23 protein-coding genes and 1 pseudogene are annotated in these 26,384 nt (G+C 47.5%); 14 read left to right on the top strand and 10 right to left on the bottom strand.

The genetic code is table 11. From position 1 onward, the window contains the following. Nucleotides 1–5: 5 nt before the first annotated feature. Together CWC33_RS07865 and CWC33_RS07860 are read right to left on the bottom strand one after the other, a co-directional pair. Entirely contained in the window at nucleotides 6–1,757 is a 1,752-nt protein-coding gene (locus tag CWC33_RS07865) for a TIGR03545 family protein (RefSeq protein ID WP_100691490.1), read from the bottom strand. A gap of 2 nt (nucleotides 1,758–1,759) precedes the next feature. Beyond that, entirely contained in the window at nucleotides 1,760–2,266 is a 507-nt protein-coding gene (locus CWC33_RS07860) for a DUF2062 domain-containing protein (RefSeq protein WP_100691489.1), read from the bottom strand. Between the two features lie 130 nt (nucleotides 2,267–2,396). Between CWC33_RS07860 and CWC33_RS07855 the strand changes: the two genes are divergently transcribed. After that, nucleotides 2,397–3,860, top strand: coding sequence for a RimK family protein (locus CWC33_RS07855; RefSeq protein WP_100691488.1), 1,464 nt, complete (start codon nucleotides 2,397–2,399; stop codon nucleotides 3,858–3,860). Between the two features lie 19 nt (nucleotides 3,861–3,879). Then, nucleotides 3,880–4,341 (top strand): GNAT family N-acetyltransferase, encoded by a 462-nt coding sequence (locus CWC33_RS07850; RefSeq protein WP_100691487.1) that lies wholly within the window; start codon nucleotides 3,880–3,882, stop codon nucleotides 4,339–4,341. Here the strand turns inward: CWC33_RS07850 and glpQ are convergent. Beyond that, on the bottom strand, nucleotides 4,316–5,347 hold the full coding sequence (gene glpQ / locus CWC33_RS07845) for a glycerophosphodiester phosphodiesterase (protein WP_100691486.1): 1,032 nt from the start codon (nucleotides 5,345–5,347) through the stop codon (nucleotides 4,316–4,318). The genes CWC33_RS07850 and glpQ overlap by 26 nt on opposite strands. Further along, nucleotides 5,340–6,392, bottom strand: a complete 1,053-nt coding sequence (locus tag CWC33_RS07840; RefSeq protein WP_100691485.1) for a cysteine synthase A — start codon at nucleotides 6,390–6,392, stop codon at nucleotides 5,340–5,342. The genes glpQ and CWC33_RS07840 overlap by 8 nt, the downstream gene beginning before the upstream one ends. 215 nt (nucleotides 6,393–6,607) lie before the next feature. Here CWC33_RS07840 and CWC33_RS07835 point away from each other — a divergent pair, with 215 nt between their 5' ends. The 3 genes from CWC33_RS07835 (at nucleotide 6,608) to cfa (ending at nucleotide 9,333) form a co-directional block, all read left to right on the top strand. Further along, complete coding sequence (locus CWC33_RS07835; RefSeq protein ID WP_088767495.1) at nucleotides 6,608–6,946, top strand: P-II family nitrogen regulator; 339 nt, start codon at nucleotides 6,608–6,610, stop codon at nucleotides 6,944–6,946. A gap of 12 nt (nucleotides 6,947–6,958) precedes the next feature. Beyond that, complete coding sequence (locus CWC33_RS07830; RefSeq protein ID WP_100691484.1) at nucleotides 6,959–8,146, top strand: ammonium transporter; 1,188 nt, start codon at nucleotides 6,959–6,961, stop codon at nucleotides 8,144–8,146. Nucleotides 8,147–8,217: 71 nt separating this feature from the next. Next, complete coding sequence (gene cfa, locus CWC33_RS07825; protein ID WP_100691483.1) at nucleotides 8,218–9,333, top strand: cyclopropane fatty acyl phospholipid synthase; 1,116 nt, start codon at nucleotides 8,218–8,220, stop codon at nucleotides 9,331–9,333. Here cfa and CWC33_RS07820 read toward each other — a convergent pair. Then, the gene (locus CWC33_RS07820) at nucleotides 9,330–10,403 is read right to left on the bottom strand and encodes an AI-2E family transporter (RefSeq protein ID WP_100691482.1); all 1,074 of its coding nucleotides are present in this window, start codon (nucleotides 10,401–10,403) and stop codon (nucleotides 9,330–9,332) included. The two genes, cfa and CWC33_RS07820, sit on opposite strands and share 4 nt — an antisense overlap. A gap of 171 nt (nucleotides 10,404–10,574) precedes the next feature. Here CWC33_RS07820 and CWC33_RS07815 point away from each other — a divergent pair, with 171 nt between their 5' ends. Further along, nucleotides 10,575–12,191: an EAL domain-containing protein gene (locus CWC33_RS07815; RefSeq protein WP_198511815.1), complete on the top strand. Its 1,617-nt coding sequence runs from the start codon at nucleotides 10,575–10,577 to the stop codon at nucleotides 12,189–12,191. On the opposite strand, the gene CWC33_RS07810 is transcribed toward CWC33_RS07815, so the two are convergent. Together CWC33_RS07810 and CWC33_RS07805 are read right to left on the bottom strand one after the other, a co-directional pair. Then, nucleotides 12,184–12,762: a gamma-glutamylcyclotransferase gene (locus CWC33_RS07810; protein ID WP_100691480.1), complete on the bottom strand. Its 579-nt coding sequence runs from the start codon at nucleotides 12,760–12,762 to the stop codon at nucleotides 12,184–12,186. The two genes, CWC33_RS07815 and CWC33_RS07810, sit on opposite strands and share 8 nt — an antisense overlap. Before the next feature lie 10 nt (nucleotides 12,763–12,772). After that, on the bottom strand, nucleotides 12,773–14,659 hold the full coding sequence (locus CWC33_RS07805; RefSeq protein WP_100691479.1) for a hypothetical protein: 1,887 nt from the start codon (nucleotides 14,657–14,659) through the stop codon (nucleotides 12,773–12,775). A 166-nt stretch (nucleotides 14,660–14,825) separates the two neighbouring features. Here CWC33_RS07805 and CWC33_RS07800 point away from each other — a divergent pair, with 166 nt between their 5' ends. Beyond that, on the top strand, nucleotides 14,826–15,698 hold the full coding sequence (locus tag CWC33_RS07800) for an MBL fold metallo-hydrolase (protein WP_100691478.1): 873 nt from the start codon (nucleotides 14,826–14,828) through the stop codon (nucleotides 15,696–15,698). A gap of 21 nt (nucleotides 15,699–15,719) precedes the next feature. Beyond that, the gene (locus CWC33_RS07795; RefSeq protein ID WP_100691477.1) at nucleotides 15,720–16,214 is read left to right on the top strand and encodes an Mpo1 family 2-hydroxy fatty acid dioxygenase; all 495 of its coding nucleotides are present in this window, start codon (nucleotides 15,720–15,722) and stop codon (nucleotides 16,212–16,214) included. A 52-nt stretch (nucleotides 16,215–16,266) separates the two neighbouring features. Here CWC33_RS07795 and CWC33_RS07790 read toward each other — a convergent pair whose 3' ends face one another. After that, a complete protein-coding gene (locus CWC33_RS07790; protein ID WP_157803485.1) occupies nucleotides 16,267–16,479 on the bottom strand; it encodes a hypothetical protein in 213 nt (70 codons plus the stop codon). A gap of 177 nt (nucleotides 16,480–16,656) precedes the next feature. Here CWC33_RS07790 and CWC33_RS07785 point away from each other — a divergent pair, with 177 nt between their 5' ends. The 5 genes from CWC33_RS07785 (at nucleotide 16,657) to CWC33_RS07765 (ending at nucleotide 22,414) form a co-directional block, all read left to right on the top strand. Then, the gene (locus CWC33_RS07785; RefSeq protein ID WP_100691475.1) at nucleotides 16,657–17,487 is read left to right on the top strand and encodes an alpha/beta hydrolase; all 831 of its coding nucleotides are present in this window, start codon (nucleotides 16,657–16,659) and stop codon (nucleotides 17,485–17,487) included. Then, the gene (gene kynU, locus CWC33_RS07780) at nucleotides 17,484–18,725 is read left to right on the top strand and encodes a kynureninase (protein ID WP_100691474.1); all 1,242 of its coding nucleotides are present in this window, start codon (nucleotides 17,484–17,486) and stop codon (nucleotides 18,723–18,725) included. The genes CWC33_RS07785 and kynU overlap by 4 nt, the downstream gene beginning before the upstream one ends. Before the next feature lie 20 nt (nucleotides 18,726–18,745). Then, nucleotides 18,746–19,597 (top strand): glutathione-dependent disulfide-bond oxidoreductase, encoded by an 852-nt coding sequence (gene yghU / locus CWC33_RS07775; RefSeq protein ID WP_100691473.1) that lies wholly within the window; start codon nucleotides 18,746–18,748, stop codon nucleotides 19,595–19,597. Between the two features lie 14 nt (nucleotides 19,598–19,611). Continuing rightward, on the top strand, nucleotides 19,612–20,157 hold the full coding sequence (locus tag CWC33_RS07770) for a DUF3750 domain-containing protein (RefSeq protein ID WP_100691472.1): 546 nt from the start codon (nucleotides 19,612–19,614) through the stop codon (nucleotides 20,155–20,157). A gap of 64 nt (nucleotides 20,158–20,221) precedes the next feature. Beyond that, entirely contained in the window at nucleotides 20,222–22,414 is a 2,193-nt protein-coding gene (locus CWC33_RS07765) for an OsmC domain/YcaO domain-containing protein (protein WP_100691471.1), read from the top strand. On the opposite strand, the gene CWC33_RS07760 is transcribed toward CWC33_RS07765, so the two are convergent. Continuing rightward, nucleotides 22,404–23,579, bottom strand: a complete 1,176-nt coding sequence (locus tag CWC33_RS07760; protein ID WP_100691470.1) for an APC family permease — start codon at nucleotides 23,577–23,579, stop codon at nucleotides 22,404–22,406. The genes CWC33_RS07765 and CWC33_RS07760 overlap by 11 nt on opposite strands. A 185-nt stretch (nucleotides 23,580–23,764) precedes the next feature. Here CWC33_RS07760 and CWC33_RS07755 point away from each other — a divergent pair. Beyond that, a pseudogene (locus tag CWC33_RS07755) lies at nucleotides 23,765–25,826 on the top strand (TonB-dependent receptor domain-containing protein). 85 nt (nucleotides 25,827–25,911) lie between these two features. Here CWC33_RS07755 and CWC33_RS07750 read toward each other — a convergent pair. Then, the gene (locus CWC33_RS07750; protein WP_100691469.1) at nucleotides 25,912–26,379 is read right to left on the bottom strand and encodes a cytochrome c; all 468 of its coding nucleotides are present in this window, start codon (nucleotides 26,377–26,379) and stop codon (nucleotides 25,912–25,914) included. Nucleotides 26,380–26,384: the final 5 nt, after the last annotated feature.

Genomic DNA, 26,384 nt, shown 5'->3' with positions numbered 1-26,384 from the left:
TTAGCTTAAGAGTCGCCGAAAAGGCGACCCTTAAGTTTGTCTTTCAGGCTGTCTTCAAGTTTAGACTTGAGTAACTCTTCCAACTTCTGACCTTTTTCACCTGACTCGCTGTTCCACTGCGTCAGGCTTTGTAACAGCTCTTCCTGGCTACCAAGCTGTTCAGACACTTTCGCCGTTAAGTCGGCTTTTATGTCGGCCAACTTACCATCCGCCTCCGCCATGGCAGTATCGGCTAATAAGCTACCCAGCTGGTCATCTAAGTCGGAATCGAAACTCAACGATGGACTTTGAATATCGCCGGCAATGTTGGTAGCAATATCCAGACGTTGTAATTGTTCCAGTGCGCTGGCAATCGCATTTGTCAGTTTGCTGGAGCCGCTGGCATCCATATCGAGGTTCAGCATTCTGACCATCGCAGTACCATCAAGCTTGTTTTCTCTGACTAAAATAGTGCCGTCACTGTCGAGCAATGAAGAGACAATTTGGGCACTTAGCTCAGCACTCTGGCTTAACCCGAGATTTTGCAGTTGTGCGCCTTTTAGCTGCCATTGCTGTTTGGCATCAATACCCAAGTCTGTTAGTGACAACTCACCATTTAAGTTAAACGCTTTCCATAATTCACTGTTATCAGCACGCGCCTGGTACGTCGTGGGTTGTCCAAGCAAATTGTGCTGGTGGGTAATATTTTGCCAGTCGACATCAATAACGGTGCCGGCGACCATAAACTCGGTACGCGCCTTTTTAATTAAAAATTCTGGTGGCGCATCTTGTTCAGCAAAAGAAATACGTTGTCCCTCACCTCGCACCGGCTCAACGGTTCCGGAGTTGTCTGAGCGCGCCAGCATCGGTCCCAACTGCTCATAGGCCAGCAACAGGTATTGGCTCCACTGCTTTGCTTGCTCACCCAGCAGCAAGCCAGTTACGTTCTGTAAGCCCTGACCATCCATACTAAAAAACGACTTGATTCTGTCAATGTCATTACCGGGGGCATTTTTCAGCTCTGCCACTTGTGTTTGCAGCACGTCTTTCGCTTCTGACACTCTGTCACGGAAGTTTGTGACCGCCTCTTTGTCTTTACGAATCGATTCCTTCAGTTCATCGAGCGCCTTTTTCCGTGCAGCAATGTCACCAAGCCCAGAGGTATCACTGTCCGTTATTTCTTTCAGTTTTTGCTCATACTCCTTTATTTTATCTTCACTCGGCAGAGCCTCTTTTGCAGCCAGCACCTGCTGCTTCTGCTGTTCATACGTTTGCTTCGACTCTTCAATGACTTTGTCAGTCCGCAAGTCAACCTGAGCGACAATTTCGTCAGTTGAAGGCAATGACATTTTTAAGTTTTCCCAGGACTGTCCAGCCCATTGCTTCATGTCTTCTTCTGACGGCAGAACGTAAACTTCCCCCTCACTGTCGCGTTCCTGGTTAACACGAATGCCAGTCATTGTTAGTTGTTCAATTAAGGTACGTCCCAAAATCAGCTCGGTTGGACTAATGTCAGCAGACGCTTCCCCCACCTGCACCCGGTTATGTGTCGGTTGCTGGGGGTTAGTTACTTGCACACCCTTTATGCGCAGCGCCAACGGTGACCAGTTGTGCTCGACCCGTTCAATATTCACTTCAGCGCCATTCAAACGCCCCAGCGTGTGCTCTAAAGTAACCTTAATAATGGCGTCCAGAAATAACCACGAAATAGCCACCAACAGCAGCACAAACCCGGCAAATACGGCCAGTCCGGGCCAACGAATAATACCCCGCTTCATAATTACCCCCTAAGACTCGAGTAAATTTGCCAGAACCGACTGCCTTTAATAATTTGCACAACTCGCAGTTTCATAAAGGCTTTTTGAATGCGCTTACGATAGTTGGCGACAATAAAGTAGCTAATCGCAGCAACGAAAGGAGCGGCCAGTAAACTGAAGACCACACTTCCCATCGTTATGGTGTGGTTAAACATCGACAAACGCCCTACAGCACTCGCATATGCGGCTTCGTATATGCCTTGCCAGCTCGATGCATTAAGAATACTCAGTCCCATGTCGTGGAAAACCGGATCCAACAGGTAGGCAATACCGGAAAACACACCGAAAGAAACCAGAAACAAACTTAAGTTCACCCGGAAAATAAGGGCGGCAAGAATAATAATGAGGTTATGGATCCGCCACAGCGGCGTCAGACCAATGAACATTCCTAAAACCACTGCTAAAGCCAGCGCCCATGGGCTCGTTTCCGAGTTCAGCGCCTTCAGCAGCTTCGCCAAAATTGTCAGCATTTATCTGACTCCTTTCAAAGCAAAAAAACAATAAAATCTGCTTGTTATCCGTTATCTTTCTAATATAGTGTCAGTTGCTTTTAATAAGCAAATAAACTCGTGGGTTTTACACTTTTTATATCAGGATATCATGCAAACTCAGGCTCACGTCATTATTGACGACATGGTCGATTGGCAACCATATTACCCTAGCCAAAGCTTACTTAGCGCAAGTGAGTACTTGCAAACGACTCACTCTAATTCGCGTCAAAGTATTTTAAACCTTTGTAACGACCTGTCTTACTTGTCGACTGGCTACTACGTCAGTTTGCTGGCAGAAGCCCGTGGTCAAAAGGTCATTCCGTCGGTGGCTACCATTAACGATGTGAATAACTTTTCACATTATCAGTTACTCATTAATGCCACTGACCGATCACTACTGCGTTACCTGCAACAATCTGACAAGCAGTCTTTGTCACTGCTTATTTGCTTTGGTATGTGTGAAGAAAAAGCATTGCGGAATTTTGCCCGGCAAATTTTCGAGCGCTACCCATGCCCCATCTTGCGAATCCAGCTTGAGTTTAATGGCCGTTGGTACATTTCGGCCTTGCAGGCCGGAGCGTTGAACGAGCTCAATGACGAAGAACAAAGCTTCTTTGGCAATGCGTTAGACCAGTTCAGTAAACGTGTTTGGCGTAAAGCGCGTTCACGCAAAGAGCTGCGTTTTGACTTGGCAATATTGCATAATCCGGAAGAGGCTATTCCCACTTCCGACAAGCGCGCTCTGAGTCAATTCATTAAGGCGGCGAAAGAAGCCGATATCGATGCTGAGTTAATTACCGCAGACGATTTTAACCGCTTGCTGGAATTTGACGCCTTGTTTATACGTGAAACGACGCGGATTAACCATTACACCTACCACTTCGCCAAAAAGGCGGAAGCCAATGGCATGGTGGTCATTGACCATCCGGGTGACATTGTTCAGTGTGCGAATAAAGTGTTTCTGAAAGAGTTGCTAGACAAACACAACGTCGCCACACCAAAAACCAAGCTGTTGCTCAGTCAGTCAGCCATTGATTACAAAGCGATTGGTGACAACCTCGGTTACCCCGTCGTGCTCAAAATTCCTGACGGGTCATTTTCAGTGGGTGTTGAAAAAGCAGAGAACCTTGAGCAATTGCAGTCTATCGCTGAAGGCTTATTCGAACAGTCCACTATTTTGCTGGCACAAGAGTTTATTAAAACAGAATACGACTGGCGTATTGGCGTGCTAAATAATCGGCCTATCTATGCCTGTCAGTACTTTATGGCACGTAATCACTGGCAAATATACAACCATAAAGAGTCCTCTTCTCGCGCGAAAAGCGGCTCTTTTACAACGCTTGGCGTCCACCATGCGCCTAAAGACGTGGTTCGTCTGGCATTGCAGGCGACCCGGTTGATTGGTGATGGCCTTTACGGCGTCGATATCAAGCAAACTGACCGGGGACCTGTGGTTATCGAAATTAACGATAATCCGTCCATTGAATACGGCGTGGAAGATTTGCACCTGGGGTACGAGCTTTATCGCCTCATTATGGCCGACTTCAACCGCAGATTGGACGAACGCAAATAAGCGTAACAGGTAACCCACAGTGAATGTATACGTTGAGTTGGCTAAGCCTTCAGACCTCGATGAATTAGTTCGGTTGGAGCGCGCGACTTTTGACTACAGCTGCATCAGTCGCCGCAGCTTTAAGCATTTAATTGACTCAGCAACGGCTCACTGTTGGGTGGTGCGGGATGGTGAAAAACTGCTCGGGTATGCATTAGTACTTACGCGTAAGAATAGCCCGGTTTGGCGGCTTTACTCCATTGCTGTTGCACCCAACGCACGAGGCAAAGGCATTGGTCAAAAGCTCATGAATGAGTTGATTGCGTGCGCACGAAAAACCAAAGCGAAAGCCGTTTCACTGGAGGTCAAGTCTGACAATAAAGCCGCTATTGCCTGGTATCAGGATTGCGGCTTTGAAACGGTTGATGTGCTTGCGAGCTATTACGACGATGGCTCCGATGGCTTAAAAATGCGTTTTACTTTTGATCCGGGAAGTCCGTAAAAACGCCTTCTGCACCCGCCGTTTTTAGCCATTGACGTAATTGTGAGTGAGACTCGACCCCCTCAGGTAAGTCGTCCGCGCGCAACGTATACACGTGCACGTCCAGGCCTTTATTATCCGCAGTATCTAAAACCGACGACCACTTTGGCTGTCCTTCTGGTTGTCCTTGGTTAACGCCTTCCAGCACATGATTCAACCAAAGACCAATTCCTTCGGCATAAGATTTCACCGCTTCCAGACCGGCACTGGTGCGCATCGAGCTATAATCGACATCACTCATGCCCCATTCGTTATCGCCAATAAGCTGTATGAGCGGTTGCTCCCAGTTATATTCTCGTTTCAAACGGCGTAGCACTTCCGGATCAAACGACTGTAAATAGATGGGCGTCGCCATGGTGTCGTGATAACCGTTTTGTGCCAATACTGACATAACGGCGGCTGTTGAGTCGTACCCCTGTTGTAGATACCAGCGTGGCGATTTTATTTCAACATAGACGCCGGTACTCTTGCCGCGTGTACGGTTCAGTTCATGAATGAGTTTCAATTGCTCGTCTAACGTTTGAACCGGAAAGCGAACATCGTTATTAGAGAAGCGGTTCGGGTAAACCAGTTCATAGTCTTTATGACGAGGCGTTATTGACAACTGCTTTAATTCTTCAAGCGAAAAATCCACCACATAGTAATGTCCGTCCGGTCGGTGTTTTTCCGGAAAGACTTGAGAGACATCGGTAATATAATCCAACACTTCGTCATGCAAAACGACGGGAACACTGTCTCGGGTCAATTGTATGTCTTGTTCGATATAATCTGCACCCATTGCATGAGCCATCACTGTACTGGCTTGCGAATGCTCAGGCACATATCCTGACGCCCCCCGGTGCGCTATGTCGAGAAACTGTGGAACTTTAAGGTTCGACAATGAACCTTCTTGCGGTATTTCCTCTGCCTTTAACGGCAGTATCACGACACTGAACAGTGCTGCCGCTAGAGCGATATTTTTAGTCATTGTTCCAACTCACATCTAACACCTTATCTCCCAGCGAGCGGTAACGCTCAAACAGTGTTTCTATTGCTTCAGGTTCCGGGTTTAATTCCCGACCACGCAAGTATTCAGGGTTATAAAGCTTACTGGCCGATCGCTCTCCTAAGTCACAAGCGAAGGTGACAATGCGCTGCCCCGCTCCTTTTCTAAGCGCCGCCGCCAGAGCGGCCGCCACGTTCAACGCAGAGCTGCTGCCGAGCACAATACCGTCTTTGTCCCGCACATAACGGGAAATAGTCACTAAATCCTGGTCCGGTAAGTTGACCGCATGATCTATTTTGGCCTGCTTAAAGTTTTCAACCAAACGCATAATACCAATACCTTCGGTCATCGACCCGCCGTGTGACACATACTCGCCGGTTTTCAAAAACTCATAAATGCCCGAGCCGTCAGGGTCTGCTAGCCACACGTCAATGGTTGAGTCATGCTCTTTGAAAAATTTGGAGTTGCCACCAATGGTTCCGCCGGTACCCGCAACCGATACAAAAACGTCGATATTGCCGTTCATTTGTTCCCAAATTTCAGGCGCGGTATGCAAGTAGTGCGCTCTTGCATTACTGGTGTTCTCAAACTGATTCGCCCACCAACAGTCATCACGCTCTTCGGCTAATCGACGAGCGGTGTGGTAAAAGTGGTTTTCATTTTTAAACGGAACAGGGTCAACCGCCATCAACTCACCACCGTGCAAGCGAATCATTCGCTCTTTTTCCGGCGTCTGGTCATTCGGCATCACCGCCAGCATATTTAAGCCGTATGCTTTGGCAACCACCGCCAGGCCAATGCCAGTATTTCCCGCAGTTCCCTCAACCACCGTCATACCAGGCTTGAGTTCGCCCCGCTCCATGGCATCTTCGATAAGTTGCTTAGCTGCGCGATCCTTAATCGAACCACCCGGGTTTTGAAATTCGCATTTCACGAATATATCGCAACCGGTCAAGTCGGATAACGACGGAATACGCAACAGATCGGTCTGTCCAATTAAGTCACTTTGACGTTCACCTACCAGCATGGCTAAACCCTGTAATCATTCAATAGTGTTGGTAAATAGTATCTCTTCTGAGCGCACTGCATCAACAGAACTTTTTGGTGCAGTGCACTGGCATAGTGCACATTCCCGGTCGGAAACGATCATAAAAATAAAATTATTTAACATTATCAACAACTTAACTTTTGGCATGGTTCGTGAATAGGAGGTAACAACATTTATTTAACAAGGTAAAGCTCATGAAAATGATCATTGCACTCATTAAGCCTTATAAACTAGACGACGTTAAAGAGTCCCTATTCGAAATAGGATGCCGAGGGTTGACCGTGTCTGAAGTCAGAGGCGTCGGTCGCCAAAAGGGGCATACCGAACTTTACCGCGGTGCCGAATACACCGTTGATTTCCTGCCTAAAATTCGTATCGAAATTGCGGTCAGCGAAGCCCAGCTCGATCGTGCATTAGAAGTGATTCAAGCCGCCGCCCAGACCGGAACTATTGGTGACGGGAAAATTTTTGTCACACCGCTGGAGCAATGTATACGCATCCGAACGGGTGAAACTGACGAACACGCTTTATAAGAGGAACCTATTATGGATTATCAGCAGCAACTGGCTCAGCTTCCCTTTGTTTTAGATACCTTCTTTTTGCTCATCTCCGGTGCCTTGGTTATGTGGATGGCAGCCGGCTTTTCAATGCTCGAAGCCGGCCTGGTAAGAGCGAAAAACACGACAGAAATACTCACCAAAAACATCACCTTGTATGCATTAGCCTGCCTTAGTTACCTATTTATTGGTTACTCGGTCATGTACCCGGATGCAGCGCCTACTGCCCATTCAGCCGATGCCGGTTTCTTTTTTCAAATGGTGTTTGTTGCCACTGCAATGTCTATTGTTTCAGGCGTTGTAGCAGAGCGTATGAAACTCAATAGCTTCTTAATTTTTTGTATTGCATTAAGCGCTCTAATATACCCTGTACAGGGCGCCTGGAGTTGGGGTGGCGGTTTCCTAGCAGAGCTTGGTTTTGTCGACTTTGCGGGATCAAGTATTGTCCACTTAACCGGCGCATCTGCCGCTTTTGCTGCGGTTCTGCTGCTTGGCCCGAGACTTGGCAAATACTCTCGAAGCGGCGCGGTCATGGCGATACCTGGCGCGAATATGCCTTTAGCCACGTTAGGTACGTTGATTTTATGGTTCGGCTGGTTTGGCTTTAATGGAGGTTCCCAGTTAGCGTTAAGTTCGGCCGATGACGCCAACGCTATTGCCTCAGCTTTCGTCAACACCAACCTATCCGCTGCCGGCGGAACCGTCGCAGCCTACGCGTTTACCAAAGTATTTTTTAAAAAAGCTGACCTGACCATGATTTTAAACGGCGCACTGGCTGGGTTGGTCGCCATTACGGCGCAGCCAGTAACACCGCCGAGTTGGTTAGCGGCAACGATTGGTCTCGTCGCCGGCATTATCGTTGTTCTGTCCATTATCGTCTTAGATAAACTGCACATTGATGATCCCGTTGGGGCGATATCTGTTCATGGCGTTATCGGTATATTCGGTACGCTTGTGGTGCCGCTGAGTGATTCAAGTGCCGTATTCCTGACACAGTTTATCGGTCTATCGATCATTCTCGCCTGGGGTTTTCTGACCAGTCTCTTAGTTTGGGGCTTACTGAAAGTGACTCTGGGTATCAGGGTGACGAAAGAGGAGGAATATGCCGGGCTCGACAAAGTTGACTGCGGTGTAGAGGCTTACCCGGAATTTATTCGCTCTCCCGAAGGACAATGAGTAGTCATTGTCAGGGTTATAGCTTCCTGTTAAGTTAATGCGACATTTCTGTAAAGAATGGACCAAATGTTATGGCAACGTCCAAAGCGTATGTTGAGGAATTATTAGCCAAGGCCGATATTCGCATTAACGGAAACCGGGCCTGGGATATGCAAGTTCATGACGAGTCTGTTTTTGATGAGGCTTTGTCTCGTGGGAACCTAGGACTCGGCGAGTCTTACATGGCTCGCCTGTGGGACGCCGAGTCTCTTGATCAGTTCTTTTTTAAACTACTGCGTTCCGGCATTCAGGACGAAGTAAACCCGGCTCGCCTTATTTTTCACTCACTAAAAAGTCGTTTGTTTAATTTGCAGGACAAATCACGCGCATGGAAAGTGGGCCAGCACCACTATGACATGGGCAACGATCTGTATCAGGCAATGCTTGATGAGAATATGGTCTACACCTGCGGTTATTGGGAAAAAGCCGACAATGTCGACGATGCCCAACGTCACAAGCTAGAGCTTTGCTGTCAAAAGCTTGGGCTTAAGCCTGGCATGACGGTGCTAGACATAGGCTGTGGTTGGGGCAGCTTTATGAAGTACGCCGCCGAAAATTACGGCGTAAAATGCGTTGGCGTGACTATATCCAAAGAGCAAGTCGCACTGGGCGAGAAACGCTGTGAAGGACTACCTGTCGAGTTCCGTTTACAGGACTATCGTGACTTAAACGAGCAATTTGACCGGGTGATTAGCCTGGGTATGTTTGAACACGTTGGCCAGAAAAACTACGACGACTATATGGACGTCGCTCTGCGCTGCACCAAACCGGACGGCCTTTTCCTACTACATACCATTGGCAAAAATGTCAGCGATACCGCCGCCGACCCATGGATTAGTAAGTACATTTTTCCCAATGGAGAAATTCCGTCTATTTCTCAAATTGGGCAAGCGTTGGAACAAAAGTTTGTCTGCGAAGATCTTCATAATTTTGGCGCTTATTATGACAAAACCCTTATGGCCTGGTTTGAGAACTTCGATGCCTCATGGCCTCAACTGAAAGCACAGTTTGACGACGAGTTTTATCGTATGTGGAAATATTATCTGCTTTCCTGTGCAGGCGCTTTTCGCGCCCGCGACATTCAGCTTTGGCAGTGGGTACTGTCGCCTAAAGGTCAGCTCGACGGTTATTTAAGACCGCAGCTTTAACGCTGCGGCTTATCGTCTTCATAGACATCGGTGGTATTAAACTCAGTCATAAACAGCTGCCAAAACACCAGGAATAGCGCAGCAATAAGTGGTCCCAGCACAAAGCCGGTGATACCGAACAGCGCAATGCCGCCCAGCGTTGAGAACAGGACCAAATAGTCGGGTAACTTAGTGTCACGACCAACCAACAGAGGGCGCAGCACGTTGTCCGCCAACCCAATAACAATTGCACCGTACGCCACCAAAATAGCGCCCGCAATCCAGCTTCCGGTTGCAAACAAGTAAACCGACACCGGCAACCAAACCAAACTCGCGCCTACCGCCGGTATTAATGACAAGAACGCCATCACTACGCCCCATAAAATAGGGCCGGGAATACCAAGCAGCCAGAATATCAGCCCACCTAATGCGCCCTGAACCATAGCGACAACAATATTGCCTTTTACGGTGGCTCGGGTGACCTCCGCGAACTTTTGAAAGAGCTTCCGCTCACGCTCGTCACCCAGTGGTAACGCCTTCATTAACACTTGCAAAATTTGCTTACCGTCGCGAAGCAAAAAGAAGGTCAAATACAGCATTAGTGCGACGCTCATAATAAAAGCGAAGGTGTTTTGCCCAATGCTGAGTGCTTGCTCCGCCAACATTCGGCTTGCCGTCACAGCAAATGATGACAGGCGCTCTCTAACGTCGGCTGGCGTAATATCAAACTGAGCAAGCAGGTCATTAATAAACGGAAACGCCGTTCTTATTTCCTCGAAAAACTCACCCGGGTTGACCTTACCGGAGTCTAACTTTTGGTAAAAACTTAAGCCTTCCTGCACAAATGAATAGGCAATGCCTAAAACCGGCAACACAACAATGAACAAGGCGACCATTAATGTGCTTAACGCCGCCCGGTTCGGCTTGTCGCCAAACACACTTTTGAGCTTTTCCTGCAACGGGAAAAAAATAACAGCGACCGCGCAGGCCCAAAAGATGGCGCCCCAAAACGGCTGCAACACTAGCGCGAACGCAACACTTACCAATGCCAGCGCTAGCACAAATGAGCGTCTTTCCAGTGACTCTCTCACGATACCCTCCATCGGGACTAAAATAGCTCTACTTGACAGTAGATAACATTAAACACACTCTAATGCGAGATAATAACCGATTAACATAACACGATATTATAAGTAGGAATAATGGTAACCTTTTCAAAAGTAAGCCGATTTTTTCAGACGGTACTGATTAAGGCATTACGAATGCAAACGGAAAGCGTTTTTATCGTTAGCTTCGTTTTACTGGTTTTAAGCGCTACGATAGTACGGTTGGTTATCAGCTCTGGTGGGTTACCTAGTATTTATAGTTCACTCATTTATATTCCGCTGGCTATCGTCGGTTTATTATTCGGTTTTAGAGTGGGGCTGTTGTTTGGGGCCATTGTCGCGATAGTCATGGGGCCTTTTGCCCTTTCCTCTCCATTCATCAGCGATAACTTAGTGTCAACTGGGTGGGTCTTTTTGCTGATGAGTTGCACCTTTGTTCCGGTTATCACCGGTTTGGTCTCAAGCACATTAAAAACCACTCTCCGCCGAGAACAACACGCTAAGTTCCGCCATCAAGAAACGGGACTGCCGAATATCAAAGCATTGCTAGGATATTTTAAAAGCTTGTCTAAAAACCCCCGTTTAAGTGATGAATCCCTGTTTGATATTATTGACATTCGCCTAAAAAACTTCGACGACATTCAACAAAAAATAGGCACCGAGAAAGCTCACAGGCTGGTCAAGTTGATGGCCAAGCAATTGAGTGAATTGTTAGGTAATCAGGTTCACTTTGGACAAGCTTCCGACAATGAACTTATCGGCGTGCAGCATGCTGCAGAAAAAGAAAACCACAACGTTCAGGATAACCTGAAAGAGTATCTGCAAAAAGAAGTTCAGGCGGAAGATGGTACGTCCTACCAACTCGCTCCCAGCGCCAGTATTCTGCGGGTGAATAAGCGACAATTAACAGAAAGTTCTCAAGAGGTACTCAAGCGTTCACGCGACCGCGCCTATCGGGTAAAAGACACCGGCGATATCCTGTCATTTTTTGATGAAAGCGAACCAGCTCAACAACAGTCAAGTTTTTCAAAGCAGTTTAAAGATGCCCTGATCAATAATGAAATATCGTTACTTTATCAGCCACGATTAAGCACCGTCACCGGGCATTTTGAGACGTTAGAGGTATCGAGTCGATGGCTCCATCCAACCAGAGGCGACATTATTTTTAGCGAGTTTGCCTCAATGATTAAAGAAAACCAGTTAACTAAAGATTATTTAATGTGGATGATTGAGTCGTGTTTTGCGGACTTAAGTCAATTTGCTCAGCAGCAACGGCAACCTAAGGTCTCTATCGATATTTCTCTGGGCGAAGACGTGGAGCCCAATGTTTTATACGCACTGGCGAATAAAATACAAACAACGGATTACCCGCCCACTCGTATTTGCGTAGAAGTTCTGGACTCGGCATTAATGAACCTTCCCCCTAAAACACGAACTTATTTAGAAAAGCTGCATAATATTGGCTGTAATATTATCGCGGACCATTTTGGCGAGGGATTCTCCACCATTCAATCGCTCTTTAAACTGCCGGTGGATGCCATAAAACTATCCGACGAATTGATACACTCAGCCGGATCAAACAGCGACGCTAAACGCCAGCTCGCTTCTATTGTCAAAATAGCTCATGCTAAAGGCCTTCGAACCATTGCGACAGGCGTCAACAGTAAACAACAATTATTGCTGTTGAAACACATAGGCTGTGAAGAGCTGCAAGGCTCTGTTTTGACACCACCAGTTCCCAAAAAAGCGCTTCCATGGGAGCGAATTAAATAATATCCTGCGGCTTTTGATGGCAAATTTGTTGATAAATGTCGTAAACATGCGGGTCGTGGACATTTAGCTGTTCAAGCGCCAGCTGCAGTTTCACTAAGTACTCACTGTTTGGTCCACTGGGTCCTGAGGCGCTACCTATATGCTTAGCCAACTCTTCACTGCTGGCGGGACCCAAGAATGCCTGATTGTCTTCGGTCGCAATATAAACCAACCCTTCCTGCTGACTGCCGTCTCGAAAGGTCATGGGTGTCGTAAAACGCAAATAGCCGTTCTTCTCGCGGTGATCTAAGTGCTCAAACACATCCGGCGTTACTTTGTAGGCCATCCCTGTACATTTCTCTCCCGGAGTCTCAATTAAAGTCAACACGCGCCCCGGTGCTTCCGGCGTACCTCGATGATCATGAGAACCCTGCCAAAAGCGTCGTGACCAGCCTTCAATATAAGCCGGCGCACGCTCTAAGTATGGAAAGTCGACTTTGTAAATCAACGACCCATAGCCGAAAAGCCAAACCTCACTGTGGCCACTTAAGTCCTGACGTTTTTTGTTTTCGGCTATGGTATTTTGCGACATACTTCTCCCGTTACGGCTTGTCGTTATTTAAGTCTTCTTCCTGCCGGAGGTAACCGGCGGCTTCCTCATCAGACGTTTGCTGCTTCTCATCTAAACGTTCTTGAGAGCCCGGAATCGCACGAGTCTGCTCATTAAGCTGATGAATTTGCGAGGCATTACCCAAATCACGCTTGCTGGTCAGCGACGCTATTGACTCTCTGTCTTTCAAAAAGTCTATCACATCGCTTCGTATACTCTCGAGCTCCGCATCGGCTCTGTGCATTTCCAGAATATGCCGCGGGTGCTCCAGATTTCTCATACCGGTAGCAGCAAAGGTCGTCGTTACTAATCTGGAAACAATAACCCAAGGGGTAATACTGCTTCTAACCAGCGTATTTTCAGAGCGTGTGCTGTCGTGAATACCGGTTCCGGTTGATATTTTAGACTCGGTGAATGTACCTTCACATTTAAAATAAATAAGTAACGACTCAAACTGGATCTCGGCGAAGAATAAATGTGCTACATTCGCCAGCAAGTGGGCAAACGCCTTCAACAAATAACCAATTAAAAAGACATGAATGGCGCCAACCGCCACAGTCGCAAATGCTAAAAGCTCAGCAGATGTATTCACTTGGTAGTCAATGCCTCGTAAGAAGGCAGCAACTTCTGCCACTTCATAAGCCAAGAGAAAGGTTGCAATAATACCGCCAACAAACAGCAAATTGCCCAGCAACAGACTTATAAAACGGAACTGACCAAACGATCCACCCAATTCCATGTCTTTCACTTTTGGCTGTATTTCCTGGATCATCTCACCATTAAATGCACCCTTACCGTCTACTTGCTCTTGCAAGCTAGGGTTTAACTCACGATATACGCGGTTAGGCACTTCTTTGTAACGGCGATTCGCCATGACCAGATTGTCGAGATTGATAAATATTTCTTTCGGATGCACTGACTCCTGCCAGTTTTCACGAAGCTCTGATACTTCTGATACCGGGTTGGCTTTTGCAAGGCGCTTTTTAAGTAGCAAAATTGAAATAGCAGTAGATATTAATGCACCCAATGCGATGCCTGTTAGATAAAGCCCCGCATGAAACGAAGGCAACGCGGAAAACCAAACCTCTACTTCTGAGGCTGTCACGCTTTCAGAAGACATCCACCAGGAAAATACGAGCCCCACAATAACCGGCAGTAACAGTGAGAAAACAACCGTTTTCGCTAAAGCTCCTGCGCCCATTGAGTCAATGGACTGCTCTGCATTTCGGGAAATGGATGTTCCCGCTTTGCGCCATACTTGAATTAAATAAAGCGTCAGCAATACGGTATAAACAGGAAAGGCGAGCTCCCCAGCCTCTCCAGCGAAACCTGCCAAAGATACAAACGCAGCAAAACCGAACGCTATCATGGCGATAAGAGTACGAACCCAGGCGCCAAGCAAACGCTGCGCCATATTACGCACGGGGTATGGCATAAATAGAAGCTTAGGAAAAAATGTATGGGCAATGCGCGCCAACAGTCCTTCCGGCTCCACAAAGGTCGCATTTTTACGACCCATAAGCATTTCTTCCAAGCCCCGATCGGTATAGCCAACATAAGGCATTTCTTCTTGTGAGGTACTGCGCTCCGACTTACTAAAGTTTCGAGCCAGGGACGTTGGGTGGTTACGCCCCACAAAGTAACGAAGCATGGCCATAATGCCGGCACTGATAACTTTTATACCTGCAATCAGCAGCAGTACACCGAATATAGCCAGAACCCAACCGGTAAGCGCGTCTTCTTTGACTGAGCCCGCCGCCGATACCAGCAAAAATACAGCCGCGACTAGCTGTATACCGCCACGCAAGGTGGTGACAAGTCCCTCTGTTTTAAACGGGTTTTTAAGCCCTAAGTCTATGGAGCCGTAATCAAAAGCCACTTAAATTCCCCTATTTAATTATGAAATAAAAATAACAGCTAAAGGTTAACTATTAGTTAACTTTTGAGCAATAAAAATTAACGGCTTAGCACTTCACACCGAGCACTAAGTCAGTTATAAACAAACCACAACCATCGCTTATTTTTTTCAAACAAAAGGTTGTTTTATGTCACAGCTAGTTCCGCTCGTTCAGCATTTCTTCGATGAGCCAACAAACACCTACAGTTACGTCGTGCAAGACCCTGACTCTAAGCACTGCGCTATTATCGACTCTGTGTTGGACTTTGACTACGCGGCAGGACGTACTAGAACGGAATCTGCTGAGGCGATCCTTGCGTTTGTGAAAGAAAAGCAGCTTACCGTCGAGTGGATTTTAGAAACTCACGTTCATGCCGACCATTTGTCAGCAGCACCTTATTTACAACAGAAAACAGGCACCAAGCTGGGCATTGGAGAGCACATTAAAACAGTCCAGGAAACCTTCGGTAAGGCCTTTAATGCAGGGACAGAGTTTGCGCGAGACGGCAGTCAATTTGACCGCCTATTTGCTGACGGTGACACCTTTTCTATTGGTCACCTTGAAGCCCACGTGTTACATACTCCAGGCCATACACCGGCCTGCCTGACCTATGTCATTGGCGATGCCGCTTTTGTCGGCGATACGCTATTTATGCCGGACTACGGGACGGCACGTTGCGACTTCCCTGGTGGCGATGCCAGAACCTTGTATCACTCAATTCAAAAGATATTTTCACTTGCGGACGACACACGGATATTTTTGTGCCACGACTATAAAGCCCCGAACCGTGAACACTATGCTTTTGAAACCACTGTGGGTGAAGAAAAACGCAACAACGTGCACGTCGGCGGCAACACGACTGAAGACGAGTTTGTGAAAATGCGCACTGAGCGCGACAAGACGCTAGATATGCCTCGACTGATTTTACCTTCGGTACAAGTCAACATGCGCGCAGGCAACATGCCGCCCGCTGAAGGTAACGGTCAGACGTATCTTAAAATCCCTTTGAATCTTTTTTAATCACCCTATGGCACAACACTTATGAAAACCATCGTCGAGCATTTGTCACAATACGCCGCCTATCACCGCAATCGTAAGAATGTGGCAACGCATTTAATTGGCATTCCAATGATCGTTGTGGGTATTTTAACACTGCTTTCGCGCCCAGTGCTGCCCATGGAGTTTTTGATTATTACACCGGCCAGCATCGCTGTTTTTCTGTCGATCATTTTTTATATCCGGCTGGATATTCCATTAGGTCTGCTGATGACCGCGTTGCTTTGGCTTGCACTAGCTGCCGGGCGCTATTTTGCCGCCATGCCAACAGAACTCTGGCTTAGTTGGGCCATTGGCTTGTTCGTTGTCGGTTGGGTATTCCAGTTTATTGGCCATTACTTCGAAGGTCGCAAACCGGCTTTTGTTGACGACATTATGGGCTTAGCCGTCGGTCCCCTGTTTGTCGTGACCGAAGTTGTATTTATGCTGGGTTTGCGAAAAGAGTTAAAAGCCGACGTTGAGCGTAAATTAGAACAATAAAACCGCCAAGGCTGGCTTTAGTTAAAGTCAGCCTTATGTATTCATTCAGAACTTACTTTTCCTCGCCTTCGGAGCTTTTCTCTTTTCTCGGTGGGTTTATCCAATACACTGTAACGTGATTACGACCCATTCGGGCTTGGTGTTCTACTTTACTCATATACTCACTATCAACTTCATAGCGCGACTGACTCATGTTTTCAGGTTGACTGCTACAACCAGTGAGAAAAAGTGCGGCAGCACCGAGACCAACAAATCCAATACGCATAAGAACCTCCAGAACCATCTGAACCGCTCATTACTCAGTATAGAATTTGCTCACGTTTTTACCTCAACTAAATATCTTTAGTAATCAATCAACTATTTTGTTGCCCTTAATTTTCTATGCTTGTATGGTTCCCTGAACACCTGAAAGCTTACACAACGACAGTACTGGTACACCCAAATGAAACGACTCATTTTCACCGCTTGTTTAATTATGGCTTTAACCTTCAGCGTCTGCGCAGATCCGTTAAGGCAAGTCACGTTTAATGACGTACTTGAGCTGCCTTCTGATCCCCCAACTCAAACCTATCAGTACGGTTCACAACCGTCGCAGTTTTATCAGTACTGGCCAGCGAAAAACAACACAATGAAAGCCGCCAATGTCATTTTCATTCACGCCGGCTGTTGGCTTAAAGACTACGGCATTAGACACAGTTATCCGTTAAGCACCGCCCTGACGAAAGAAGGTTTCAACCTTTGGTCCGTCGAGTACCGTCGCTTAGGTGAAAAGAATGCAGAGTGGCCTGCCAGTCTCAACGATGTGTCAAACGCCATTGAGAAGATACTTCGCCAGACCAACGGCAAGCCAACGGTGGTGATGGGTCATTCCGCAGGCGGGCATTTGGCGCTGCTGGCAACATCAAATGAGCGTCAATATGCTGAGCAAGTTGATGCCGTTATGGGTTTAGCCGCAATAACGGATATGCAGGCCTACATAGCTGAAGATGGCAGTTGTAACCAAGCAGCGAAGACGCTTATCGATACCGCACAAAGTGACTTCAAATTCGCCGAAGCCGACCCCAAACAACAGCCGCTGCATCATAATACCTGGTTACTGCAGGGCTCTGCCGATAACATAGTACCAATGAGCCAAGCGGAAGTATTCGGCGTAGATAACGATAACGTAAACACCTTGATAATAGATGAAGCAGGCCACTTCGACATGATTCACCCTAAAACCGATGCCTGGACAGTCATTATTCAGCAGCTGAACAAAGAACTGAAACCATGAATGTAACTGATGTAGAAGTCTTAGATAACAATGACCCGTTGGCCAAATATCGTGATGAGTTTCACCTTCCTGAAAACACCATTTATTTAGACGGAAACTCACTCGGTGCACTGCCAAAACGAGTAAAACAAAGAGTCAGAGAAGTGACTGAACAACAATGGGGAAACGATTTAATTAGCAGCTGGAACCGACACGACTGGGTCAATTTGCCACAACAAGTTGGCGAGAAGATTGCGCCCATTATCGGGGCGGCAGAAGGCCAGGTTATATGCTGCGACTCCATTTCTGTGAACTTATTCAAACTGTTAAGTGCTGCGCTTAGCTTTAACGGCACAACCCACCGCAATAAAGTCATTTCAAGCCATGACAACTTCCCGACAGACTTGTATATAGCGCAAGGTTTACAAGGGCTTTTAGGTGAAGCTCGCTGCCAGTTCGTCGACATTCAGGAAGATCAGCTATTGAACAGTATTGACGACTCGACCGCTGTCATTATGGTCACCGAAGTGAACTTTCGCAGCGGTAAGCGACTGGACATTAAGTCGTTAACCGAAAGGGCTCATCAGCATGGTGCTCTTATTATTGTTGACCTGGCACACAGCGCCGGTGCTATGCCTGTTTACCTGGATGACTGTCAAGTGGATATGGCCGTTGGCTGCACTTATAAATACCTCAACGGCGGCCCCGGCGCTCCGGCTTTCGTGTACGTCAATAAAGCGCTGAAAGGCAAGCTACAACAACCCATCGCGGGGTGGTTTGGTCATCAAAACCCGTTTGAATTTAACCCGGCGTACCAACCTGACAGCGGTATCAAACAATTTCTTGCCGGTACGCCATCGATTATTTCAATGTCCGCAATCGACGTTGCATTAGAGCTGTTTGATAATCTAGATTTGCAAACCGTACGTAAAAAGTCAGTAGCATTAACGACCTTGTTTGACGACTTAATCAATCAATACGGTTTAAGTGACCAGCTACAACGGCTTTCTCCTGCGTCAGCTGAAGAGCGTGGCAGTCAATTGAGTTACTCGTTCGACTTTGCTTACGAGCTTTGTCAGGCGTTAATAGACAGAGGCGTTATTGCGGACTACCGAGCTCCGCACTTTATTCGCTTTGGCTTTGCCCCACTTTATAACAGCTATAAAGATGTCTGGAATGCGGTTGAGCAAATACGTGACGTGCTTCGTTCCGGGGCCTATAAAGATAACCGCTATGCACAGCGCCAAGCGGTCACTTAAGCGACTATTCTGGAGGTAGTATGGGAAACACAGCATCAGAAAACGGCTATCAGCCACCTAAAGTGTGGAAGTGGGATCAGGAAAGCGGCGGAAAATTTGCCAATATTAATCGCCCGGAAGCCGGTGCGACCCACGACAAAGAGTTACCCGTCGGTGAGCATCCGCAGCAATTGTATTCGCTGGCAACGCCGAACGGACAAAAAGTCACTATCCTATTTGAAGAGCTGTTGGAAAAAGGCATAAGCGCCGCCGAATACGACGCCTATATTATTGATATTACTGAGGGCGAACAGTTCAGCAGTGGTTTTGTAGAGATCAATCCAAACTCTAAAATTCCGGCACTGCTCGACAATTCCACAACGCCAGCAACCCGCCTATTCGAGTCAGGCTCAATACTGCTCTATTTAGCGGAAAAGTTTGGAGAATTTTTACCCAACGAGCCTGCCAAGCGTACCGAGTGCCTAAACTGGCTCTTCTGGCAGATGGGCAGCGCACCTATGTTAGGTGGTGGTTTTGGCCATTTTTATGCCTATGCACCGGAAAAACTGGAGTACCCCATCAATCGCTACACAATGGAAGTAAAACGTCAGCTTGATGTGCTCGACAAGCAACTGGCTGACAACGACTATATTGCCGGCAACGATTACACCATTGCCGACATGGCAATTTTCCCCTGGTACGGTGCGCTTGTGTTAAACGAGGTCTACGAGGCTGCTGAATTTTTACAAGCGCATGAGTACAAAAACGTGGTGGCCTGGGCGAAGCGCATCAACGAGCGTCCGGCTGTAAAACGTGGTCGTCGTGTGAACAAAGTTTGGGGCGAAGAAAGCGAACAATTACGCGAGCGCCACAGCGCCAGCGATTTTGAGTAGAGGTTACATTCAGGATGCGTTTTCTAACACAGTTTCTATTGGCCCTTTCGGTTGTGCTGGTCGCTGGCTGCTCGTCGGGCGACTGGCGGGATGCGTCGCGTGAGCCAGCAGGCATTGCACCCAACCCAGCGGTAGAGCAAGAGGCCGTTATTGAGGCGTACGCCGCCGATGCCTTCGGGTGGCGCGGTTGGTTTGCAGTACATACTTGGTTAGCGGTGAAGCCGGCCGGAGCCGCTGAATATACCGTGTATGAAGTGGTCGGCTGGGGTGTCGAACATGGCCGCCCTGCTCTGCGGGTTTATCAAACCAAAACCCCTGACCGTTACTGGTACGGCGCTAAGCCTGAAAAGCTGTTATCGGTTAAGGGTCCGCAAGCCGCCGAAATAATCCCACGCATTAAAGAGCTATCGAGTGCTTATCCCTGGGCGAACCAATACAAAGTTTTGCCTGGTCCCAACAGCAACACCTTTCCGGCTTGGATAGGCTTGCAGATACCAGAATTAGGGCTGGAGCTTCCCTTTAGTGCTTATGGCAGTGGCTACGCCGATAATGATCAATGACTGAAAGTGTGGGATAATCCCGCACTTTCTCAGCTCTTCTATTTACAAGCGAAAGTCCCTCTCTATGGAAATCAATGTTCGTTTTCTCGAAAACATGCGCCTTGAGGCGAAGTTTGATGACTTCACCGTCATTTCTGACCAACCCATTCGTTATAAAGGTGATGGTTCAGCACCCGGTCCGTTTGACTATTTCTTAGCGTCATCGGTCATGTGCGCGGCGCATTTTATTCGTCTTTATTGCGATGCGCGCGACATTCCAACCGAGAACATTCGCATTTCCCAGAACAATGTTGTCGACCCTGAAAACCGCTATCAACAGCTGTTTAAAATTCAGGTTGAGCTGCCGGCGGACATCGACGAGAAAGATCGCAAAGGCATTATTCGTGCCGCTGAACGCTGCGCGGTTAAGCGAGTGATAGAGAACGAACTGGCATTTGACGTTGAAGCTGTGGACAGCATAACGCAGGACGCTCAGGCACTTCTCACCATTGACCCCAGCGGTGACGAAAAAACCTACATTGAAGGCAAAGACCTGCCCCTAGAAGACACCATTCATAACATGACCAAGCTGCTGGCTGACTTGGGCATGAAAATAGAAGTGGCGTCCTGGCGCAACATTGTGCCAAACGTTTGGTCACTGCATATTCGTGACGCCGCGTCACACATGTGCTTTACCAATGGCAAAGGCGCCAGCAAAGAAAGTGCTTTGTGCTCGGCACTGGGTGAATTTATTGAGCGCTTAAGCTGCAACTTTTTCTACAATGACCAGTATTTTGGCGAAGAGATTGCTAACGCCGACTTTGTTCATTACCCGCAAGAAAAATGGTTTCAACCCGGGCCAAATGACGAACTGCCGGCCGAGATACTCGATGAGCGTACGCGCGAGTTTTATGATCCTGAAGGCGAACTACGCGGCTCTCACTTAATTGACACCAATTCAGGACGTGTCGATCGAGGCATTGTGTCACTGCCGTTTGTGCGCCATTCCGATGGCGAAACGGTTTATTTTCCGTCAAACCTTATTGAAAACCTGTACTTAAGTAACGGTATGAGCGCCGGCAATACATTGGCCGAAGCCAAAGTACAGTGCTTGTCAGAAATTTTTGAGCGGGCTGTTAAGAAACAAATTATTGAAGAAGAAATTACTCTGCCCGACGTGCCGCAAGAGGTGCTGAATAAGTACCCAGGTATCGTCGCAGGCATTAATGCGCTTGAAGAGCAAGGCTACCCGGTGTTGGTGAAAGACGCCTCGCTTGGCGGACAATTCCCGGTCATGTGTGTGACGCTGATGAACCCGCGTACCGGCGGTGTCTTTGCCTCTTTTGGTGCGCATCCAAGCTTTGAAGTCGCGTTAGAACGCAGCCTTACCGAGCTGTTGCAAGGTCGCAGCTTCGAAGGGCTGAACGACTTACCACCACCAACCTTTAACTCGATGGCGGTGTCCGAGCCAAACAACTACGTCGAACACTTTATTGACTCATCGGGTGTCGTTTCCTGGCGCTTCTTTAGTGCCAAGTCAGACATTGAATTTGTCGAGTGGGACTTTGCAGCTCCGACCAACGAAGAGGAAGCCAACCTATTGTTTGGCATTCTGAACGAACTCGACAAAGAAGCCTACATCATGGTGCACGAAGACTTAGGTGCGCCAGTGTGCCGGATTTTGGTGCCCGATTATTCTGAAGTGTATCCAGTTGAAGATCTCGTCTGGGATAACACCAATATCGCGTTGCAATACCGCGAGGATATTCTGAACCTACACCGCCTGTCAGACGAGCAACTGGAAGATCTCGTCGAGCGCCTGGAAGACAGCCAGCTCGACAATTACATGGACATTATTACTCTTATCGGTATTGAGTTTGATGAAAATACCGAGTGGGGGCAGCTCACTATTTTAGAGCTTAAATTGCTCATTTATTTAGCATTGCAACGTCATGAAGACGCGCAAGAATACGTTGAAATGTTCCTGCAGTATAATGACAACACACCAGAGCGGGTGCTGTTCTATCGGGCTGTGGAAGCCGTGCTGGAAATCACCCTCGACGACGAATTAGAGCTGGGCGATTACCGCTATAATTTAGGGCGTATGTACGGTGAAGACGTCATTGAGGCAGTAATAGGTTCTGTACAAGGCACCACACACTTTTACGGCCTGACGCCAACCAATATGCAACTGGAAGGCATCGACCGTCACCTGAAACTGCTGGACAGCTATAAAAAGCTACATAGTGCTCGGGCTGAAAGAGCGGCTAAGCAATAGCCGCTAACCCGACCAGCCCAAAACAGCTTATTAGTCCGAACACCGACACAAATTTAGGAATAAAACGCTGCTCTTTCTTGACTTTCAGAGCCGCTATGTTCGTGATGCCGTAGTAAATAAGTACGGTGAACGCACTTAATGTCCAGGCGGATTCGATGCCTCCGAGGGCGGCGATAATGCCCATAATAAGAAAGGTTACCCAGGTTGCTGCAGGTGCCGATTTATTGGTTTTATCAAGGCCACCTAAAAAGCGAGGCAAGTCGCCGCGGCGCCCCATAGCTAAAATGACACGCGAGACACCAAGTAAAAGATTTAAAACGACACCGCCCATAGCTAGTATTCCGCCGACAATGACCACCCACTGCCACGGAGAGTCACTGATTAGGTTAGCGATATTGAAGTGGCTCTCTTCAAATGTATTAAGGCCCCCTACATGCAGAATAGCCAAACCAACAGCAATGTATAACGCACTAACCACCGCTAACGTCAAGACCACCGCCCTGGGAATATTGCGTCTGGGGTCGGTTATTTCTTCCCCCATTGTGGCTATGCGTCCGTAGCCGGTAAATGCAACGAACATTAAAGCCGCCGCGTGGAAAAGCGACAAATGGCTGGTTGAAGCAAACTCGTTCGTTGTTTCAGGTAATGCTGAGTCACTTCCTAAAGCGACGCCAATAAATACAATTAAGCCAATAATACTGACGGTAACCAAGAGCATATTCAGCCAGTTGGTTCTGCGCACTCCGGACAATACGAATACCGTAAAGAGCAACAAAAGACCCAGAGCAACCGCTTTGACTACTGTCTCAGACACATCAAAACAGGCACTGATATACCACGCCACCGCCAACGCAGCGGTCGCCGCCGAAGCGCTTTTCGCCACAATGAAGAGTCCACCGGCAATAATACCACTGGCTGGGTTCAAAAATTGATAGCCATACTCATACGTACCACCGCTGACAGGGTGTGCTGCTGCCAGCTGTGCAGAAGACAACCCATTAAACAACGCGGTTAATGCCGCTAATATAATGGCCCAAACCAGCATGTCACCGGCTATGGTCGCACTTAGACCAACACTGACGTAAGCGCCAGTTCCCAGAATAGAGCCCAGACCAATGATTAATGCACCACCTAAACCTGTCTCTCTAACCAATTGGTTTGCCATGTTCACACCTAGTTAAGGTTCATTCATTTGGGATTGTTACATTTTAGACGGGTTTTCATTGCAGTTTAATGACACGAAGGAAGTGACCAAAACAAATTGCAAATACGAACCATTATCATTAATATGTTTTCTAACTTAAACAACATAGCTATTCGCTATCGGAAAGGACAAGGAAGGCAGGAATAATGAATAAGTTCGTTTTAACTGGCGTGGCATGCGTCATGATGAGTGGTACAGGCTTTGTAAAAGCGGCTGAAACCAATAGCACGGAAGAGCAAAAGCAGCCAGACAAAAGTGCTATTGAACGAATTTCGGTGGTGGGCGCCGCAACCAACTTTAGTGTTACTGCAGAAGATATCGAACAATTCCAGGCAAACGATCTTGCTGATATTTTTCGCGAATCGCCCTCAGTTAGCGTAGGTGGCTCAGTGGGCGTTGCCCAGAAAATTTATATACGCGGCCTTGAAGACGCCTATCTGAATGTCACCGTCGACGGAGCCCAACAAACCTCTACCCTTTTTCACCATATTGGTCGTGTCACCTTAGACCCCGACTTACTAAAACAAATTGATGTGCAGGCAGGCGCTGGTGAAGCCACCAGTGGGCCTGGTGCTATTGGTGGTGCTATTCGCTTTAAAACAAAAGATGCACAAGATCTATTAAATGAAAACGAGCAGTTCGGCGGCCGCTTAAAGGCGAGTTACTTCTCCAATGACGGAACTCGATACAGTGGCACCTTATACGGTAAACTGAACCCGTCTTTTGGTCTTTTAGGCTATTACAGCACGGTTGATCGCAACACCATGGAAGACGGCAACGGTAATAAAATTTACGGTACCGCCGCAGACCAAGATCTCGCTTTTCTCAAAGCCAGCGGCGAAGTAACAGATAAACATTATGTGTCGTTAAGCTTCGAACAACGCGATGAAGAAGGTCAATTTTCCGCTCGGCCCAATTGGTTTGTTCCAGAGGGCACGCCGCTGTATCCCAGTGCAGCAAAACGCGACACCTACGTTGCAAATTATCGGTTTGACCATAGCGAATGGATTTATTTAGAGGCCACGGCTTATCAAACCAGCTCGTCATTTCGTGGCGGGCGCTTTGACTGGCTTGCTGACATCGACACGCAAGGTTTCGACGTCCGAAACACCACAGACACGCTTTATCATAGCTTCACTTATGGCGTCGACTACCGTAAAGACGACGTCGAAAGCGGCCCCGCAAACGGCCCGGCAGAAAACGCGGAAGAAAGCAGCGTAATGGGCATTTATGCGCAAGCACACAGTAATATCACAGCCGACCTTTTGCTAAGTTATGGTGTGCGTTACGACAATTATGATTTTCAACAGCGCATTCTTATTGATGAGTACTATGGCGAGCCAGTAACTGACTCTGCAGCCGGATTAGATGACAGTGAGTTAAGCCTGAACGCAGGCCTTTCATACCAAATCAATGACGCCTGGAAGCTGGGGTTAAGCTACGCTGAAGCCGCTCGTGGAAAGGAAATTGGTGACGGCTTTACGTTAGATGAATACCTTTACGACGGGTCTGACGTGCCTGTCGTTGTTAGTAATGTAGTGCCAGAAACCGTTGAAAATATCGAGACGTCAATTGAATACAGTGCGAGTCGCTTAAACGCCAAGCTGAGTGTTTATCAGTCAACCATTCACGACGTGATCTTCAGTGGTTTTGGCGGCGCATCAATTTACAACAATATTGGTGATGTCGAATCAACCGGTGTTGAATTCAATATGGCCTACCGGTGGGACAGCCTTGATATGTATTTGGGATTCTCCAATGCAGACGCCGAGCTCAAACCACGTGAAAATCTATAGTCGCAACTACGGCTCTGTTGATTTAAACGGATATGAGTTTAATGGTTTAGGTAATACTCGGGGTAGTACCTTGGTACTTGGTGCCGATTACTTTCTTGACCGTGATGTGAGCATTGGTTTTAACGTAACGCACGTGAATGATATTCGTATCGAGACTCTGCACCAAGCTCTCGAAAATGGCTGGGCCGACTCGTTATATACGCTGAATAAACCCAGTTATACCGTACTTGATATTTACGGTAACTGGAATATTACTAACGACTTGTCGGTTAACCTAGCAGTGACGAACTTATTAGACGAGCTCTACATTGACCATTCAAGTGTTGGTGATTACAGCGAGGTATTCCCTACCGTCGTTGGTCCTTATGAAGCCGGCCGTGACATCCGCTTGTCGTTAAGCTATGACTTTTAGATCTCACTGATGCGGGAAAAGCGATAGCAGAGCCCTTACTGACCGGTGGCCCAAAGTATGTTGGCCACCGGAATACTCACAAGAGTTACTGCTCTGCTAAGCCATCAAAGCGATCAGATACATATTTGCTATGACAAGCAATACAGCTACCCGTCATTTCGTTATAAAGTTCATATTGTTTTTGAGTATCTTTGTCTTTCGCCGCCTCAGCCAGCCCTGCTGCTAGTCGGTGAAAGTCTTTATCCAGCTTCACAAAGCCCTTCGGAACGGCCGACATTAGGTCTTTTTTATCCTGCTTCGTCAGAGATTGCTTCAGTATGAAGCTGTCATGTATCTGTTGAGCCTGAGTTGCGACCTGTTCATGGTCACCGGTCACCATAGAAACATGGATAGTGGCCATTGCAGACTGAACCGAGCGCATTTCTTGTTTTAATAGTCGGCTTAGCTTATCGGTAAGATTCGGAGTAACAGGATCCGCAGCTAATGTACTTAAAGACAGACCAATTGTCGCCAACGCTAAACTGATATAACCAACTTTCTGACGGTATTTCATAAATA

It is taken from the genome of Idiomarina sp. X4, assembly GCF_002808045.1.
Taxonomy (GTDB): domain Bacteria; phylum Pseudomonadota; class Gammaproteobacteria; order Enterobacterales; family Alteromonadaceae; genus Idiomarina.
Note: the sequence above shows the minus strand (reverse complement) of the source record. Positions and strands in the feature narration are given on the sequence as shown.